The 18,787-nt window shown below is 41.2% G+C and carries 15 protein-coding genes; 13 read left to right on the forward strand and 2 right to left on the reverse strand.

The window, feature by feature from the left end; translation table 11 throughout:
• Positions 1-27 precede the first annotated feature (27 nt).
• Positions 28-1,092, forward strand: a complete 1,065-nt coding sequence (locus T543_RS11965) for an AAA family ATPase (RefSeq protein ID WP_081830059.1) — start codon at positions 28-30, stop codon at positions 1,090-1,092.
• Here the strand turns inward: T543_RS11965 and T543_RS11970 are convergent.
• Positions 1,063-1,752, reverse strand: coding sequence for a YczE/YyaS/YitT family protein (locus T543_RS11970; protein ID WP_051638755.1), 690 nt, complete (start codon positions 1,750-1,752; stop codon positions 1,063-1,065). The two genes, T543_RS11965 and T543_RS11970, sit on opposite strands and share 30 nt — an antisense overlap.
• Positions 1,753-1,772: 20 nt before the next feature.
• Positions 1,773-2,567, reverse strand: coding sequence for a carbohydrate-binding protein (locus T543_RS11975; protein ID WP_035768815.1), 795 nt, complete (start codon positions 2,565-2,567; stop codon positions 1,773-1,775).
• Positions 2,568-2,765: 198 nt separating this feature from the next.
• Between T543_RS11975 and T543_RS11980 the strand changes: the two genes are divergently transcribed.
• The 12 genes from T543_RS11980 to purN all read left to right on the forward strand — a co-directional run bounded on the left by T543_RS11980 (position 2,766) and on the right by purN (position 18,764).
• Complete coding sequence (locus tag T543_RS11980) at positions 2,766-2,960, forward strand: hypothetical protein (protein ID WP_035768817.1); 195 nt, start codon at positions 2,766-2,768, stop codon at positions 2,958-2,960.
• Positions 2,961-2,981: 21 nt separating this feature from the next.
• The gene (locus tag T543_RS15395) at positions 2,982-5,366 is read left to right on the forward strand and encodes an EAL domain-containing protein (RefSeq protein WP_051638756.1); all 2,385 of its coding nucleotides are present in this window, start codon (positions 2,982-2,984) and stop codon (positions 5,364-5,366) included.
• Positions 5,367-5,372: 6 nt separating this feature from the next.
• Entirely contained in the window at positions 5,373-8,396 is a 3,024-nt protein-coding gene (locus tag T543_RS11990) for an ATP-binding protein (RefSeq protein WP_081830060.1), read from the forward strand.
• A 27-nt stretch (positions 8,397-8,423) separates the two neighbouring features.
• Positions 8,424-9,182, forward strand: a complete 759-nt coding sequence (locus T543_RS11995) for a response regulator (RefSeq protein WP_035768819.1) — start codon at positions 8,424-8,426, stop codon at positions 9,180-9,182.
• A gap of 29 nt (positions 9,183-9,211) precedes the next feature.
• Entirely contained in the window at positions 9,212-10,132 is a 921-nt protein-coding gene (gene pyrF, locus T543_RS12000; RefSeq protein ID WP_035768822.1) for an orotidine-5'-phosphate decarboxylase, read from the forward strand.
• 49 nt (positions 10,133-10,181) lie between these two features.
• Positions 10,182-10,874: an orotate phosphoribosyltransferase gene (gene pyrE, locus T543_RS12005; RefSeq protein WP_035768824.1), complete on the forward strand. Its 693-nt coding sequence runs from the start codon at positions 10,182-10,184 to the stop codon at positions 10,872-10,874.
• Between the two features lie 5 nt (positions 10,875-10,879).
• Positions 10,880-11,242, forward strand: coding sequence for a DUF6142 family protein (locus T543_RS12010; RefSeq protein WP_051638758.1), 363 nt, complete (start codon positions 10,880-10,882; stop codon positions 11,240-11,242).
• Positions 11,243-11,251: 9 nt separating this feature from the next.
• Positions 11,252-13,726 carry a hybrid sensor histidine kinase/response regulator gene (locus tag T543_RS12015; protein WP_035768826.1) on the forward strand — a complete coding sequence of 825 codons (2,475 nt, stop codon included), beginning with the start codon at positions 11,252-11,254 and terminating at the stop codon, positions 13,724-13,726.
• The gene (locus T543_RS12020; RefSeq protein WP_051638759.1) at positions 13,723-16,386 is read left to right on the forward strand and encodes a DegV family protein; all 2,664 of its coding nucleotides are present in this window, start codon (positions 13,723-13,725) and stop codon (positions 16,384-16,386) included. Before T543_RS12015 ends, T543_RS12020 begins: the two co-directional genes overlap by 4 nt.
• A 187-nt stretch (positions 16,387-16,573) precedes the next feature.
• Positions 16,574-17,074: a 5-(carboxyamino)imidazole ribonucleotide mutase gene (gene purE, locus T543_RS12025; protein ID WP_035768829.1), complete on the forward strand. Its 501-nt coding sequence runs from the start codon at positions 16,574-16,576 to the stop codon at positions 17,072-17,074.
• Between the two features lie 11 nt (positions 17,075-17,085).
• Entirely contained in the window at positions 17,086-18,120 is a 1,035-nt protein-coding gene (gene purM, locus T543_RS12030; RefSeq protein WP_035768832.1) for a phosphoribosylformylglycinamidine cyclo-ligase, read from the forward strand.
• On the forward strand, positions 18,114-18,764 hold the full coding sequence (purN, locus tag T543_RS12035; RefSeq protein ID WP_035768834.1) for a phosphoribosylglycinamide formyltransferase: 651 nt from the start codon (positions 18,114-18,116) through the stop codon (positions 18,762-18,764). Before purM ends, purN begins: the two co-directional genes overlap by 7 nt.
• The last annotated feature ends 23 nt before the right edge of the window (positions 18,765-18,787 follow it).

Below are 18,787 nucleotides of genomic sequence, written 5' to 3' on the forward strand. Positions count from 1 at the left end.
TGAGGCATTATACGGGGAGAAGAATTAATGAGTAATGATCTTTTGGGGAGCATGTATAACGATTTTTTTGGACCGGGCTCAGGCGGAGACGGTAAGCCTCCCGTGTTTGAAAAAAGCGGTGTAAAAGAAAGAAAAGAAACTAAAGAAACTAAAGAAACTAAAGAAAATGAATCCGGAAATGCCTCTGTAGGTGAGGATGACAAATTAAAACAGGCAAATGAGGCATTAAATGAAGCTAAGGCCCTCTTTGGAAATGCGCCTGAACCGGCAAAAGAGCCTGAAGAAAAAGAACCTGAAACAGATCCTATGGATGATTTAAATGAGCTTATAGGTCTTTCTACCATCAAGGATGACGTAAAGGAGCTTACCGATTTTGCCAAGGTTCAAAAGCTTAGAAAAGACAGTGGAATGAAGTCGGTTCCTGTTTCACTTCATCTTGTTTTTACAGGTAATCCCGGTACGGGTAAGACAACAGTTGCAAGAATTATTGCAAGAATATACAAGCAGATCGGAGTGCTTTCCAAGGGGCAGCTTATCGAAGTTGACCGTTCGGGACTGGTTGCAGGATATGTCGGCCAGACAGCGCTTAAGACTCAGGATAAGATAAACAAGGCTCTGGGCGGCGTACTCTTTATAGACGAAGCATATTCGCTTTCACAGGATAATGATAACTTTGGACAGGAAGCGATAGATACCATTCTTAAAGCAATGGAAGACCACAGAGACGATCTGGTTGTCATCGTAGCCGGATATACAGATCCAATGGAGAAATTTATCGGAAGTAACCCGGGACTTAAGAGCCGATTCAATAAGTATATTGAATTTCCGGATTATACAGTAGATGAACTGGAATCCATCTTCGACATGAACTGTAAAAAATACGAATATACTGTCGAAGAGGATGCCAGGAAACATATAAGAGAGCTCATCGCGGCAAGACGCAATGAACGCTTGGAAAATTTTGCAAATGCCCGCGAAGTAAGAAATATCTTCGAGGAAATTGTAACAAATCAGGCAAGAAGAATCGCCGGAATAGAGAATCCTTCAGAAGAGGATATAAAGTTAATTAAAAGCGAAGACCTTCTTTCCTAAGAACTTACCTACAGCTGTAATTGTGGGACCAAGGAGAAAGACCATAAGGATCGTAGCGATCTCAAGTCTGCCGCCCAAAAGAAGTCCTATTATTACAGCTGTTCCATCAAATGAAATTCTGATGTATTTGAACGGAACATTTTTAAATATATTTTCGCTGATGATGATCGGAATTGCGTCATAGGGAGCAACACCCATGTCGGCATTCATATAGAATGATGCTGCAATTACAAACAATATGAGTGCGGCTGCGAAAATGATCCCTCTGTAAGGCCATTTTGTGAAATAGTATTCAGGTATGGTCTTACTCCAGACATATCCAAAGAAATCTGCGATATATCCAATAAATACCATGTTTGCGATAGTCCCCGGACCGATAAGGTTCAGGGCTTTTATTATTACCGGAATAAACAGTACAAAATTAAGAAAGAGCTGCCAGGTTCCAAATAGAATTCCGAGTCTCTTTGATATAGTTACATTCATAAAGGTGCAGGGATCTGTTCCAAGATCAACCTTTATAAGGAATGATAAGAAGAATCCCATAAAGAATACGCCAACACACATGATGATAAATTTCAGCTTGAACTGAGGGTCGTTGGTGTAATGCTCAATATAATCTTTAAGTTTTGCTTTGATACTGCTGTTTTTGTTTTGTGACATTTTTTCTATCCTTTATTGCTTTAGTTATTTGTGTTTTTTCCGTAGACCTCGATCTGGGTAAGGGCAGGGAACGGGCTAGGGTCATCAGCCTTTATCAGATCACCCAGTTTAAGGTAGGTTATCGCATTTTTCTTTATCTTGAAAATATGAGGGTCATCCACATGTTTATCCATGGAAACAGTCTCGCTGCTTCCGTCAGAGAACTTGAAGGTTCCCTTTACCCACCAGTTATCATGAGGGAAATCTGCCCTTGTATATAATCTTATTTCATCAATATCAACTTCTCTTCCGAAATCGATAGTGATCTCGGCATCATCCTGTCTGTTGATGCCCCAGGATTCATAGGGCCATTCACCGTGGCTTCTTGTGGCAACAACACCGTCGATTGCATTTCTTGCAGCAAATACGGCTTCACCTCTTGTTTCCACGTTGGCATAAGCGTGAGGATAAACAGATGATTCTTCATGCTGATCGAAGGGATTCTTCGCAAGATTCCTGTATGATGAAATCTCATAGTCTGTAGCTTCCCTTATAGAAACATAATGCCTGTTTCCAACAAAAGCTATAGGATTATAGCTTGTTTTCTTTTCATAAAACGGTACGACATAAGTGATAGTGCTATCCTTAACAAGAACCAGTGCTTCGCCGACGCAGGGATCAACATTTACCACATAATAGGCATCCTTTGTGAGCTCTGAAAAAACGATGGAGTCACCCTTCCTGTATTCTCCATCCCAGGCGAGTCTGACATATTTTTCACCTTGGGCAGAGGCTTTTTCAGATTTGGACCAATCATCAACAACTGCGATTTTCATACAAACCTCCTCATTAAATCTATGATAATGTTATTTGTTTTTTGCAAACTATCCATTATTTTGAAGTATTTTAGATAGAATGTAAAGTATTACTGAACGGTATCTAAAAAAACAATTAAACAATCGAATGTGATGACTATGCTTTGGCTGATTATAGTATTATAACTATGTATTAATATTTCGGGAGATGAAAAAAACATGAATATTTATTTGTGCAAAGGGGATGAAACCTTAAGTCAGGCACTGGAAAAAATAAACCAGACTGATGCAGAGGGAAGAAAATTTGAGTTGGATGAAGAAAAAGACAGATGTTATATAGGCGATGAGGTATTTGCGACGGCGCCGGTACTAATTATGAGACAGAACCGATATTACGCACTAAGAGAAGTGTGATACAGGAAAATGTGAGGGGCTATGAATAGAAATGAGGAGATTGATGGACTGACCGGTCTGTCAAATATGTATGCATTCAGGAAAAATGCACAGGAAATAATTGATGATGAAGACATTAAGGAAAGAGGTCTCGCCATCATTTATTTTGATGTGGAAAATTTCAAGATTTACAATGCAAAATATGGATTCGAGGCCGGGGACAGATTCCTTCAGAACTTATCAAAGAACCTGAGCAAAATCTTTAACGATCTTCTTGTGGCAAGATTTTCAGATGATCATTTTGTTGTGCTCACTTACAGAAATGCCATAGAAGCAAGGATAGAGGACCTTCACAGAAGAGTTATCAACTATAATCCTGAGGCAGAGACAGGGCTTCGTGCAGGTATATATTATGTAGAGGTTAACGATAACGATATCAGTATCGCCTGCGACAAGGCAAGAATGGCATGTAACTCGATCAAGAAAAATTATGAGAGCATATACAGATTCTACGATAAGGAAATCGGTGATGAGATAAATCTAAGACAGTATATCATCCATCATATCGGGGATGCTGTATTAAAGGGATATATTCAGGTATACTATCAGCCTATTGTCAGAGTAATAAGCGGAAGAGTCTGCGGATTTGAGGCTCTTGCCAGATGGATCGATCCCGATCATGGATTTCTTATGCCGGGGGATTTTATTCCGATCCTGGAAGATGCACATCTTATCTACAAACTCGATGCTTATGTTATAAGGCGTGTTTGTGAAGATATCAAAGACTTTATGGGAAAGGGCAAAAAGCCTCTGCCTGTTTCCATTAATTTATCACGCATAGATTTTCATCAGCGCGATATGTACAGGATAGTTAATGATGCTGTAGTTGGAAATCACATACCAAGAAACCTTATTCATATAGAGATTACAGAAAGTGCTCTGGATGAAAGCTTTGACGTCCTTAAGGGAACTGTTGAGAAATTCAGACGAGGCGGATATCAGGTATGGATGGATGATTTCGGAAGTGGTTATTCATCGCTAAATCTCCTTAAGGATTTTGAATTTGATGTACTTAAGTTTGACATGAAGTTCCTTCAGGACTTTAGATCAAAACCAAAGGAAACAGCCATTTGGGAAAATGTAATAAATATGGCTGAGGAAATAGGAATACAGACTCTTGCTGAAGGTGTGGAAACACTGGAGACATGGGACTTTTTAAAACGCGTTGGATGCGAAAAGGCACAGGGGTACTTCTTTGGAAGACCTATGCCCAAAGAAGAGCTGCTTGATTATCTTGAAGAAGAAAGCGAAGAGATATCCACAGTCAGGCGTATCGAAGCAGAGATGAATGAGTCCCTTATGACAATAGATGCTCCTTATTTTGAGACAATTGATATTTCCGAAGATGAAACAGAAGAGACAATTGATGATGGCGCTGCTTATGAGGAAGGTGTGTTCATGGCAGAGTCTCCTATGTATACACAGCTTGCAGCAAAAGGATTTGCAGCACTGCTTGAGTATTCGTCCTATACGCAGTTCCAGAAATACTCGTTCTTCATAGTTGCGGATCTTACCAATGATAAGCTCCTCAATCTTCACCTTAGTAAATCAAGGAAAATACTTGATAAGGCATATCATTCGGATGAATCTTATCAGCAAATGATAGATGAGATCGTGGCAAACACTGTTATTGAAGAGGAACAGAGTAATGTTGCGGATTTCTTTAGTAAGGACAGACTGATTCTTGCATACAGAAGCGGCATAACAGGAGATGATCTGGAATTCCACAGAATTGTTAACAAGAAGATTGCGCCCAGATGGACTCACACCATATATCAGATAGTGGAAGAGGATGGCAAACTGATCGCCAATTTCCTTTCCTTTGATATCGATGAATACAGAAGATCCCAAGACCTTATAAGACAGATGGCGGAACGCGATGCACTTACCGGTCTTTACAACAGACATACTGCAGTACCGCTTATAAGGAACAGGATTTACAGGCACAAGAATGGCAAGGCTGCGCTCATAATGATGGACGTTGACGGCTTTAGGGATATCAATGACAGATACGGACACCTGGGCGGTGATGAGCTGCTTAGAAGATTGGCGGCAAGACTCGACGAATCATTTGGCTCTGACGGAATCTTATGTCATATAAGTCAGGATGAGTTCCTTATTTTTATAGAGACTGTAGAACTAAAGAGTCTGGAAAACAGGATAAATATGTTCTGTGGCCACACATTTAAGGTGAGATATCAAAATGACATTATTTCGTTTACTGTTTCATGCGGATATGTAGTTCACCCTGATGGCGGCAGAGGCTATCATGATCTGTATCGTAAGGCTGATACGGCACTCTACGAAGCCAAAAGCCGTGGTGAGGGACTTGCGATCAGATATAGCGAAACTAAAGATAAAGACTGAGGAAAAATGATGCAAAAGAGTCATTTTAAGGAAGCAGTTAAACAGCATATTGTAATGTTTATACTACTTTTCATATGTACTGTTTTGACTATCAAAAACAACGGACATATTGACAATAGTGTGGAACTTACAACCGGAGAATATGTGGCAGCGTATGTCTTTAAGTTTTCGCCGGTTATTGTTCTTGCTGCGCTTGAAGGTGTTGTTCCATCTATAATATGCTGCTTCTTTTTATTCTTTGCAAAGACAATGGTATATCAGGAGCTCGCATATACAGCTGCGATCTACTTTTTAGGCGGCGCATTAACTCATTATTTTAGTATGACCGGAATGTTTGGAAAGAAAAGAAAAGCATTCCTTATGATGGTTTTCTATATGTTCTTTTTTGGAAGTATCTGGGGCGGAGTGATCGGGATACTTGCAGGTCGTGGATTGGCGGAGTTTGCACCGTCCAGGTCTGTTTTCTATTTCTTAAATGAACTTCCCGAAGCGTTTATTGCAGTTGCAATTATATATATACTGCTCGGACAGGCACCAAACAGAGTCAGATCTCTTTTTATGAGCGGAGTCTTTTACAGGACTGACGTAGATGAGCTTACAAGGAAAATGGCTGATAACAGATTATCGAAGCTTAGCCGTTCACTTTCAATAATTATTTCTATCCAGGCCATCGCCCTTGGAATCGCCGCTGCAGTATATGCAAATACGCTTATTCCGACCATGTCCGGCAATAATATTAAAAGCGCTGATCCGGTAAGTAATGAAGTTCAGGAGTTAGAGTTAAGGCCCTGGGAAGAGGTTACGAATATTGTTGCCCTGGAGCAACAATTAAGCAGGATAGAACTTGCAAACGGTCATAATAAAACAAAGTTTGAGTTTGGACCTAATGTTCTTGTGTTTGACACCAAGCTTATCATGTTGATAATCATAGTTGTCATTCCGTTTAGCGTTCTTACCAATCAGCTTGCTCAGATAAGAATTGTAAGGCCGATCCAACGTCTTTCGGACAGTATTCAGTCCTTCTATGACATGGGTGCAAAAGGACTTGATGAAAACCATGAGAGACTAAAAAAACTGGATATCAGAACGAATGATGAAATTGAAAATATGTACAGAACCTTCGTCAGGACTTCTGAAACAATGATCAGTTATATCAGGATGATCCAGGCACAGAGAACACTGGCTGATGAACTTAAGGCTCAGCAGATGGCAAACGAGGCCAAGAACAATTTCCTATCAAGCATGTCTCATGAAATAAGAACGCCCATAAATGCAATGCTTGGATTTAACGAGATGATCATGAGAGAAAGCAAGGAGCCTGACATAATAAAGTACGCTGCAAATGTCAACTCATCAGGTAAGCTCCTGCTTGGTCTTGTAAATGATGTTCTTGATTTTTCAAGGATCGAGGCAGGTAAGACAGAAATCATACCTGTCGAGTATGACGTGAGTTCAATGATAAACGATATGATCAACACAGCTCACGTAAGGATGAAGGGAAAACAGATAGAACTAAAAACCGATATTTCCACTACTCTGCCCGTTGTGCTCTTTGGAGATGAGCTGAGGATAAAGCAGTGTGTAATGAACATTATGACCAACGCCATCAAATATACAAACGAGGGTAGCGTAACTCTTATTATCGATCATAAGAAAATAGATGATGAATATATTTCCCTTCGTATAAGGGTAAAAGATACAGGCATTGGAATACGAAAAGAGGATATGGAAAAGCTCTTCTCGCCTTTTGAAAGGATAGAAGAGGGAAGGAACCGTACCATTGAGGGAACGGGACTTGGAATGAATATTGTAAAACGCCTTCTTGAGCTTATGGATTCAAAACTTCTTGTGAGTAGTGAGTACGGAAAGGGAAGCGAGTTTTCATTTAGCATTAAGCAGAAGGTTATCAACTGGAATGAGATAGGCGATTTTGCTTCGACTTATGAAGAGACCCTCCTTGGACAGGATACCTATCACGAGAGCTTCCATGCCCCTGATGCAAGGATACTTGTTGTGGATGATACTCTTGCCAACCTCACAGTCATACAGGGACTTCTTAAACAGACGCAGGTTCAGGTGGATGTTGCAGAGAGCGGCTTTGAGGCACTAAATCTTGTGTGCGAAAACAAATATAATATTATTTTCCTCGACCACAGGATGCCCAAGATGGATGGTATCGAGACGTACAGGGCTATGCGCGAGCTGGATGACAATCTAAATAAGGACGTGCCTGTATTTGCACTGACGGCGAATGTAATAGCCGGTGCGAGAGAAATGTATATAGGAGAGGGATTTGCAGGATATCTTCCCAAACCTGTGGATTCTCAGAGGCTCGAAGATGTCATACTTAAAAATCTTCCGGAGGATCTTATCATCAGACCGGAGGATGAAGATTTTACTCCCGTAATTGCATCTAAGGAAATAGCTGCAGAGGATCTTGATGCCATAGCGATCATGACAGGAATAGATGGGATCAATTATGAAGAGGGTTCCAAAAACTGTGGCGGACCTCAGGCACTAAAGGATGTTGCTACAGATTTTGCTTATGCTATTCCCGAAAGATACCAGAATATAGAGGATGCCTGGAGAGCATATGATTATGAGAACTATACGACTTACGTTCATGGACTTAAGAGCTCTGCAAGAGTAATAGGTGCTACCGAACTGTCATCACTTGCAGCATTCCTTGAGCAGTGCGGAAATGAAAAAAATCAACACGAGATAGACAGACGTACTCCGGAACTTCTTAATTTATATAAAGAATATGAAGTGTATTTAAAGCCTCTTCTTGAGGAGAAAGAAGCTGCCCTAGAAGAGGATGAGTCAAAGCCTTTGATCGAACCTGAGGAACTAAAAGGTGCATTGAAGAGCCTTAGGGAATTCGTCGAAGGGTCGTATTTTGACAGCGCAGATGACGTGGTTTCCATGATGGATGACTACAGGATGCCGGATGATTTTAAGGACAAATACAGAGAAATAAAAAGATTACTATCAGCAGTTGACAGAGACGGGTTGTTGCGGATATTGTAATTCTATGTGAAAAGGAAGGAACTGCATATGGATAGAAGAGTCTTACTGATAGGCCCTACAAAAAGCTTCATGGTCAGTGCTATAGCCAAGGGACTTGAAAAGGAAAACTATGAAGTAGTTCAGAGCGAATTTGCTGAAAATATGGTAAGAGCTGTTGAAAATAAGCCGCAGCTTTATGTTTTGTACCTTGGAGATGTGGCGGATGATGGCGTGGCCACGCTTAAGTATCTTGATAATGCAATCGATACTGAGCGCTTTTACCTATATGAAGTTGGAAACAGGGAAGAGCTTGAATATGCCTCGGCTTTTTTGTCGGGGATAAAGGTCACGGAAACATATTTAAGACCGCTCGATGTTCAGCAGCTTGTAGACGACCTTGATACTGCTGTTACAAACGGCAATATAGATGAAGAACAGAAAAAGAAGATCCTTATTGTTGACGATGATGGTACAATGCTAAGGATGATAAAAACATGGCTATCAATAAAATATAGGGTGTATATGGCAAGCTCAGGAAAGATCGCGCTTAACTTTTTACAGAATAATGCTGTTGATCTGGTACTTCTTGATTACATGATGCCTCAGATGGATGGACCGGAGGTTCTGAAAAACATCAGAGCAGATGAGACTTTAAAAGATCTGCCTGTTATGTTCCTTACATCAAAAGGAGATAAGGAAAGCGTGGTTACCGCGGCTTCTCTTAAACCTGAAAAATACCTTTTAAAGACGATGCCAAAGGCTAAGCTGATTGGTGCCATAGATTCATTTTTCTACGGCGATATATAAATATAAATGTACTGGGAGGATATGAAAAAATGATACAGAAACTCGCACGCGCGATCGAGAGAACCAATGCGCCTATTGTTGTAGGTCTTGACCCCAAGGTGGACTTTATTCCTAAGAGGATCCTTGATAAAAACATCAAAGAATATGGTGAGACTGCTGAAGCTGTAGCAGAGAGCTTCTTTGAGTTTAATAAGGAAATAGTCGATCATATAAAGGATCTTGTTCCTGCTGTAAAGCCGCAGATTGCAATGTATGAGCAGCTTGGAATTCCCGGACTTATCGCCTACAAAAAGACAGTTGATTATTGCAGGGAAAACGGACTTCTTGTTATCGCTGATGTAAAGAGAGGAGATATCGGTTCAACATCTGAATCCTATGCTCTGGGACATCTTGGCGGAACAAAAGTTGGGAATACTCTTATCAAGGGCTTTGATGCTGATTTTGCAACAGTCAATCCGTATCTTGGATCAGACGGTGTTAAGCCTTTCATAAATGTTTGCAACGAATATGATAAGGGAATATTTGTACTTGTAAAAACTTCCAACCCTTCAAGCGGAGAGCTTCAGGATAAGATTACAGATGGGAAGCCGTTATACGAACTTGTAGGACGTCTTGTGGAAGAGTGGGGCGCTGATTCAATGGACGGCGCTTACAGTAACGTCGGCGCTGTTGTAGGTGCTACATACCCTGAGATGGGCAAAATACTTAGAGAGATCATGCCACATGCATTCATCCTTGTTCCCGGTTACGGAGCACAGGGCGGAAAAGGCAAAGACCTCGTTCACTTCTTTAATAAGGATGGACTTGGTGCGATCGTTAATTCATCAAGAGGTATAATAGCTGCATGGAAGAATGAGAAGTTTGCCGATCCTTCAAAGGAACTTGTTGGAGAAGCAGCAAGGGCAGCAGTTATCGATATGAGAGAGGATATAAAGAGCGCATTAAACTAAAAACTGAGCTCTGAAATGATAAAGAATACAACAAGGAGATTTACTTAAAATGGAAAGATATAAGGAAGAGTTTATTGATTTTATGGTAGACAGCAGCGTTCTTAAGTTTGGCGAGTTCACACTTAAGAGCGGAAGAAAGTCTCCCTTTTTCATGAATGCAGGTGCTTATGTCACCGGCACGCAGCTTAAAAAGCTCGGAGAATATTATGCAAGAGCAATTCATGATACCTTTGGCCTTGAATTCGATATACTGTTTGGACCTGCTTATAAGGGTATTCCGCTTGCTGTAATAACATCCATAGCAATAAGCGAATTATACGGAAGAGAAGTCAGATACTGCTCAAACAGAAAAGAGATAAAGGATCACGGTGATAAGGGAATCCTTCTTGGTTCAAAGCTTAGAGACGGCGACAGAGTAATGATCATTGAGGATGTAACAACATCCGGTAAATCAATTGAGGAGACTGTTCCGATCGTAAGAGCTCAGGCTGATGTGGATATCGTCGGACTTATGGTTTCACTTAACAGACAGGAAAAAGGACAGGATTCTGACGGAAGTGCTCTTGATGAAATAAGGGACCGCTACGGATTTGAAGCAAAATCCATCGTCACAATGCAGGAAGTTGTAGAGCATCTGTACAACAGACCGATTGACGGCGAAGTTATCCTGACTAAGGATATCAAGGCAGCGATCAAAGATTATTATAAGGAGTACGGTGCTGCCGGTATTAGCATCGGCTGATAGTCATGGAGGAGAGAAAAAAGAATCGCAAACTTAATATAAAGATATTAAAGCGCAAGAGAGACAGATATGTCTTTACAGATAAGAAACATCCGGACAAAGGAATCATGTCCTTTGTCTTTGGGGTGTTATCTGTTTGTACGATCTGCTATTCGATTTTTTTATCCTACAAAAACGGAGGAGAGGCAAAAGGCAGCTACGGTGCTGCAGTGCTGCTTTGCCTTATTTATTCTCTGGTTGGACTAGTGCTCGGGATCATCTCGCGAATGGAGAAAGATATCTTCAAGCTTTTCCCGACAGCAGGAATAGTCCTTAATTCAATAGCGCTCTTGTGCATAGGTGTTTTGTTGTATCTGGCTTTTGTGTGAGGTGCGCATATGGATCGAAGCAGGAAAGATGAAGAACTAAGTAGAAGTATTCAGGTTGTAATACTTGTTTGCTATTCTTTGTATGTGGCAGGACTTGTTGTCGGTTCAATAATAAAAGGCTGGGAACTATGGTCGATACCGATATGGATAATCGGCATAGTTGTATGCTGGAGCATATATATAAGACAAAAGCTCGATGAAGAGTTTACTATTTTTTTCTATGCGGGATTTATCTCGCTATCTAATTTCTATTACGGAACTCATGTAGAAGCATTCTACAATTCTACACTAATTATCGTGCTCGCACTTCTTTTGTTTTCACTTACCAAATCAAAAGATGTGCTGCGCATAATTGCGGTCTCTTATCTGATGATCCTTGTTTACCACGCTATAATGCTTGCACTGCACAGGGAAGATATTCACTCATTTTCTTTGTCTGTAACATTTATGCATATATTGATAGTAATAGTTGCACACAATGTGGCAGGATATCTGTGCGAGATGCTAATGGCATCAAAAAGAAATACAGAAGAACTTGAAAGATCGCTCGAATTGTCCAAGGAAAAATCTGAAGACTTTATGGCGAACGTATCTCATGAACTCAGAACTCCTATAAATGTTGTAACAGGGCTTTCTTCTGTCCTTTTGAAGGATGAAAAAAATGACAAGAAGAGAGCGGATATGTCTGCTATCCAGAGCGCAGGACGAAGGTTATTTAGCAGGATAGAAGACATCCTTGATTATACAGAGGTTGATACAGGCAGCCTTAGGATATCTGTGGATGAATACAGGATATCTTCGGTGGTGAATGACATTGTCACCGACTACAGAGTAAACATGAAGCCCAATCTTCCGGAGCTTATTGTGGATATGGACGTAAATATTCCCGCAAGGATCATGGGAGATGCCTCAAAAGTAAAGAGAATAATCCGCCACCTGATCGACAATGCAGGCAAATTCACAGATGAAAACGGCTGCGTTTACCTAAAGATATTCACAAGAAAAAAGGACTATGGCGTAAATCTGTGCATAGAAATAACTGATACGGGTATCGGTATGACTCCGGAGGAACTTGAAAAAGTGGTAAACGGCATTTTTCAGTCTGACTCCGGAAGAAGCAGACGAGCAGACGGTATCGGTCTTGGTCTGTACATTGTTTATGGATTTGTTACAGCCATGGGCGGATTTGTGCACATTGAGAGCGAAAAGAAAAAGGGCACAAAAGTCATAGTCAGCATTCCTCAAAAAGTCATCGATGAAAAGCCAAGTGTAACACTTGAGAGCCCTGAAAAGATGGAGATAGTCTGCTATCTTAACGACAATAAATATTCAAGCCCTGCCATTCGTGAATATTACAATGTGATGATCATGAACTGCATTAAGGGACTGGGACTACCGCTTCATAAGGTTACAGATTTTGATGAACTTAAAAAATTATGCGAAGATTCACAGATAACGCATATGTTTATTTCGCAGGATGAATTTCTGGAAGAAAGAGATTTCTACGAGTCCGTAAAATCTGACATATCTGTGATAGTAGCGGTTAATAACAACTACAGGATTCCGAAGAATTCAAAGATAACCTTCGTCAAGAAACCTGTCTTTTCACATTCACTTGTAAATGCAGTGAACAGGCAGATGTCTGTATGGGAATTTGATCCCGAAACCAGTGGCAAAAAGCTATCATTTAAGGGCGTTAAAACTCTTGTTGTTGATGATGAAGAGATGAATCTGATAGTGGCAAATGGCTTGTTATCCGGATACGGAATGGACGTTACGGTTGTTCACAGCGGAATGGAAGCAATCCATATCTGCGAGAAGCAGAGATTTGATGTGATCTTTATGGATCACATGATGCCCGGACTTGACGGCGTTGAAACTATGCAGATCATAAGGAAAAACGCAGGCTCTGAGGATAAGACGGCAATCCTTGCATTTACAGCAAATGCGGTAAGCGGTGTGAGGGAGATGTTTATCCAGGAGGGCTTTGATGAATTTTTGTCTAAACCTATAGAAACCTCTGAACTCGAAAGAGTACTCAAAAAGCTCCTTCCTTCTACTATGTGGGAGTATGTGGACAATACGGATGAAAATGACGAACAGATGCAGAATTTTGAGGACGAAGATGAGTACAGATTTTCGCTGCTTAATGCAAAAGAAGGGCAGCGTATCTGCAGAGGAAGCAAAGCTTTTTATGAAGAGATGCTCATGGAGTTTGCAAATAATAGCCAGGAGATAGTAGATGAGCTGCAGAAACTCTATGAAGATAAGAACTGGAAGGATTACAGGATAAAATTAAACGGTCTTAAGCTGTCTGCGAGAATAATAGGTGCAGATGACTTGTCGCGAGAGGCCAGAGAAATAGAAAGAGCTGCGGAGAGCAGCTGGGAAGCATATATTGTCGCAAACCATGATGTGCTGATCCGAAGAATCGGTGCCATTAAAAGCGAGATAGTCAGTGTCTGTGGAGGTGAGGCATCATGATAATAAACAAGATCTTTTCAAGGGCAGATGATCACTCGAAGACCTTGCAGGAGAGAATTTTTTCGTTCTTTCCATTCATTGGTCTGTTGACCTTGTTTGTGGTTATATTCATAGGTCTTATCGTAGGAGACGGTCTGATAAATACCATAGTACTTGCAGGATGCTTTATTATATTTTTACTGATAGTGGTATTTACGGTAAGAAAAAAGAAAGTCCAGACAGGTGCTACTTTGATAGGCGTGGTAATGGTACTGGTGCTTTTGCCTATAGCATTTATTTTTGGAGGAGGTCTTAACGGAGGGTCACCCTGCTGGTTTATTTTTGGCTTTGCCTATGTGGGAATGACGGTTGAAGGCAGAAGAAAATATGCTCTTATGGGAATTGGAGGGATCACCACTGCAATCTCATACTATATTGCCTACAAATATCCGGAGCTTGTTTCACAGCACTCAGCTGCAGCAGCATATTTTGATTCATTTTCAAGTGTGGTCCTTGTCAGCGGCTTTTTGCTGATATTGATCCTGTTTGAGAACAGGGTTTATCAATCTGAAAATGAACTCATTGATAAGCAGAGAAAAGAGATAGAAGAACTAAGTAATGCCAGAAACACTTTTTTCTCTAATATGAGCCATGAGATAAGAACACCTATCGATTCAATAATAGGCTTTAATGAACTGATACTAAGAGAGGATATATCCGGAGATGTTCTGGAGAATTCCCAGAATATAAAAAATGCAAGTAAACTGCTCCTTTCTCTTGTAAACGATATTCTTGATCTGTCAAAACTTGAATCGGGAAGAATGGAGATCGTTCCCTCAGACTATGATACGATCGGAATGATCTCTGAGTCTGTAAATATGGTTTGGGATTCAGCCATGAAAAAAGGACTCTCGTTTTTTATAGATATAAGCCCTGATATTCCATGCAGGTTGTTTGGCGACAGCATGAGAATAGAGCAGGTACTTATCAATATTTTAAATAATGCTGTTAAATACACCCAGGAAGGAAGCATCAAACTGACTGTTCAGGCAAAACACCTTGGAGACAGGCGGATAATGATGACCTTTTCTGTGGAAGATACCGGAATAGGTATTAAGAGAGATAACATAGCTCATCTTTTTGATGAATTTAAGAGAGTAAACGAGGATGAAAACGTAAGAGTAGGTGGCACGGGCCTTGGACTTACTATAGCCAAACAGCTGACAGACCAGATGGACGGAGAGATACTTGTTAACAGTATTTATACCAAGGGATCCACCTTCATAGTGAAGATTCCGCAGGAAATAATGGTGGACAGACCTGTAGGAGAGATTACTCTTGAAAAGATAAGGACACGAGAAGAAAAGCAGTTTTACAGGCAGAGCTTTGAAGCTCCTTCTGCAAAGATACTGATAGTTGACGATAATCAGATGAACCGCGTGGTCACAGCCAAGCTCCTAAGGGATACCAAGATGAAGATGGACCTTGTGAGCAGCGGAAGTGACTGCCTTGAAAAGTGCTCAAAAGTCAAATATGATTGCATTTTCATGGATCAGGAAATGCCCGAGATGGATGGAATAGAGTGCCTTAGGCAACTAAGATCCCAGGTTGGAGGACTATGCAGAGAGACACCGGTTGTTGTTATGACGGCTCACTCGGATACGGAGGCTCAGGCTAAGTTCAGAATGGCAGGTTTTGACGGATATCTTCTTAAACCGATAAACGGTGAGATGCTGGAAAATACACTGCTAAGAGTACTGCCTGCTGAAATAGTTCACAGAACAAGCCCTACTTATATCGACCCCGATGAGCAAAGACTTCAGAGAAATATCAAGCAGCCAATACTTATCACTACGGAGAGTGTATGCGATCTTCCTGCGGATCTTTTGGAGAAACTAAGAATACCTACCATATCTTTTTATATAAAAAATAAGAATGGCGTTTTCCTTGATGGAACTGAGGTTGAAACCGAGGGCGTCCTTAAATATATGGAAGAAGGCGGAGACAGAGACCTGTTTGCAGAGCAGCCAACAACTGATGACTACGAGGAATTCTTTGCTTCTCACTTGTCAGAGGCAAACAGTATTATCCATATATCAATGTCTTCCAAGGCAGCAAGCGCATACAAGAATGCTGTACTTGGAGCTTCGGCATTCGATAATGTAACTGTAGTTGATTCTGAAAACCTCTCAAGCGGAATGGGACTTGTCGTTATGGAAGCGGCAAGACTTGCTGAGAGCGGCAAAAGTGTTGAAGAATGCGTAAGAAAACTGAACCTGTATAAAAAGAAGATACATGCGAGCTTCCTTATAGATAATACAAGTTATCTTGAAAAGATAGGAAGGATCAATCCCAGGATGAGCGGATTGGCAAAGATATTTATGATGAGGCCTTCGATAATATTCAGGGATGGCATAGGCAGACTCGACAGGATGATGATAGGACCGGTCGAGAAAAGCAGAAGAAGATATGTCTCAAATCAGATAGAGAAGAATCCGGGTATCGACAAGAGCGTTCTTTTTATCACGCATACCGGGCTTCTGCAGGGAGAAATAGACGATATAAGGAGATGGATCGGCAATTATATGCTCTTTGACAAGGTATATGTCCAGAAAGAGTCTGCCGCAATGGCTGCGATCCATGGAACAAGGGCATTTGGACTTATTTATACAGTACAATGACTACTTTTTCGTTTTTCTGAAGGAAAACAGGAATCTGTAAGATTTAGTCTTGCGAGCATAACTAAAAAGCGATATTCTTGATTAGTGTGCCGCTGATTTTTGTAAAAAAGGTAAAAATCAGCCGCACACTAATTGTGCGTTAATATGGTTGAAATGGTACCATATGTTGTGGTATAAAGGAGGCAGAATGACACAAGTTGGAATTGTAATGGGATCTGATTCGGATATGCCTGTTATGCGTAAGGCAGCAGAGATACTCGATGAATTCGGCATTAGCTATGAGATGAACATTATTTCGGCACACAGAGAACCGGAAGAGTTTTTTGAATATGCCAAAGGCGCTGAGGCAAAGGGATACAAGGTGATCATCGCCGGAGCAGGAATGGCAGCTCATCTTCCCGGTATGTGCGCAGCTATTTTCCCGATGCCTGTTATAGGAATTCCTATGCATACGACATCACTTGGGGGAAGAGATTCACTTTACAGCATTGTTCAGATGCCTACCGGAATACCGGTTGCAACTGTTGCAATAAACGGAGGCGCTAACGCAGGTCTGCTTGCAGTTAAGATCCTTGCTACATCAGATGATGCGCTTCTTGGGAAATTAAAGGATTACTCTGAAAAACTTAAAAGTGCAGTAGTTGAAAAGGATGCACATCTTCAGGAAGTTGGATACAAGAATTATTAATGGAGGAAAACATGGCAGAGCTTAACTACAAAAATGCAGGGGTAGATATCGAGGCAGGTTATAAGTCTGTTGAGATGATCAAGGGTTATGTAAAGGAAACAATGAGACCGGAAGTTCTCGGAGGACTTGGCGGATTTTCAGGGGCTTTTTCACTTAAAGCCATTAAGGACATGGAAGATCCGGTTCTTCTGTCCGGAACAGACGGAGTAGGTACCAAGATTAAATTGGCATTTTTGCTGGATAAGCATGACACGATCGGCATCGACTGCGTTGCAATGTGCGTAAATGATGTTATCTGTGCAGGCGGTGAGCCTTTGTTTTTCCTCGACTATATAGCTTGCGGAAAGAATTATCCCGAGAAGATCGCAATGATCGTTAAGGGTGTTGCTGAGGGCTGCAAACAGTCTGAATGTGCGCTTGTTGGCGGTGAGACAGCTGAGCATCCCGATCTTATGCCGGAAGAAGAATACGACCTTGCCGGATTTGCAGTAGGTGTGGTTGATAAGAAGGATATGATCGACGGAAGTACCATTAAACCTGGCGATACACTTATTGCTGTTAAGAGCAGCGGTGTTCACAGCAACGGATTTTCACTTGTCCGCAAGGTTTTTGATATGACAAAGGAAAGCCTTGAGACATATTATGACGAACTTGGAACAACACTTGGAGAGGCGCTTCTTGCTCCTACAAGAATATATGTGAAGATGATCAAAGAGATCAGAAAGAGCGGAGTTGATCTGAAGGGCTGCAGCCATATTACAGGTGGCGGCTTCTATGAAAACATTCCGAGAATGCTTCCTGACGGAACAAAGGCTGTTGTAAACAAGAACAGCTATGAACTTCCTGCTCTCTTTAAACTTATGCAGAAGAAGGGCAATCTTGATGAGCACATGATGTACAACACATTTAACATGGGTGTTGGAATGGTGCTTGCTGTTTCTCCCGAAGACGCAGATAAAACACTTGAAGCTATCAAAGCTTCCGGTGAAGAGGGATTCGTTATAGGATCTGTTGAAGCAGGTGAAAAGGGAGTAGAGATATGCTGAATATAGCCGTTTTGGTTTCAGGAGGCGGAACAAACCTCCAGGCTATCATAGATGCTGTTGAGAGTGGCAAGATCGCAGATACAAAAATAGGCATGGTTTTTTCAAACAACAGAAATGCCTATGCTCTCGAACGTGCAAAAAAACACGGAATAAGGACTGAGGTTCTGGTTCCGAAGGAATTTGAGAACAGAGATGCATTCAATGATGCTTTTTACAAGCTCCTTACTGATGCAAATCCGGACCTTATAGTTCTCGCGGGATGTCTGGTAGTTATTCCGGAGAAGATAGTAAGGGCTTTTGCAGGAAGGATAATAAATATTCATCCTTCCCTTATCCCTTCTTTTTGCGGAACGGGTTATTACGGATTGAAGGTGCATGAGAAGGCTCTTGAAAGAGGAGTAAAGGTTTCAGGCGCAACAGTTCACTTTGTGGATGAAGGCACTGATACCGGTCCTATTATTCTTCAGAAACCGGTAATGATAAGGAATGATGATACGCCCAGCTCACTTCAGAAGAGAATAATGGAGCAGGCGGAATGGGTTATTCTTCCCAAGGCAATTGATCTTATTGCAAGAGGCAAGGTGTCTGTAGAGGGCAGCAGAGTAATCATTGATGACTATGATCCTGATGTGATATTTAACTGATGGAGCTTAATTGGAATTATTAA

Origin of the sequence: Butyrivibrio sp. NC2002 (genome assembly GCF_000702265.1) — a bacterium.
Taxonomy (GTDB): Bacteria; Bacillota; Clostridia; order Lachnospirales; family Lachnospiraceae; genus Butyrivibrio.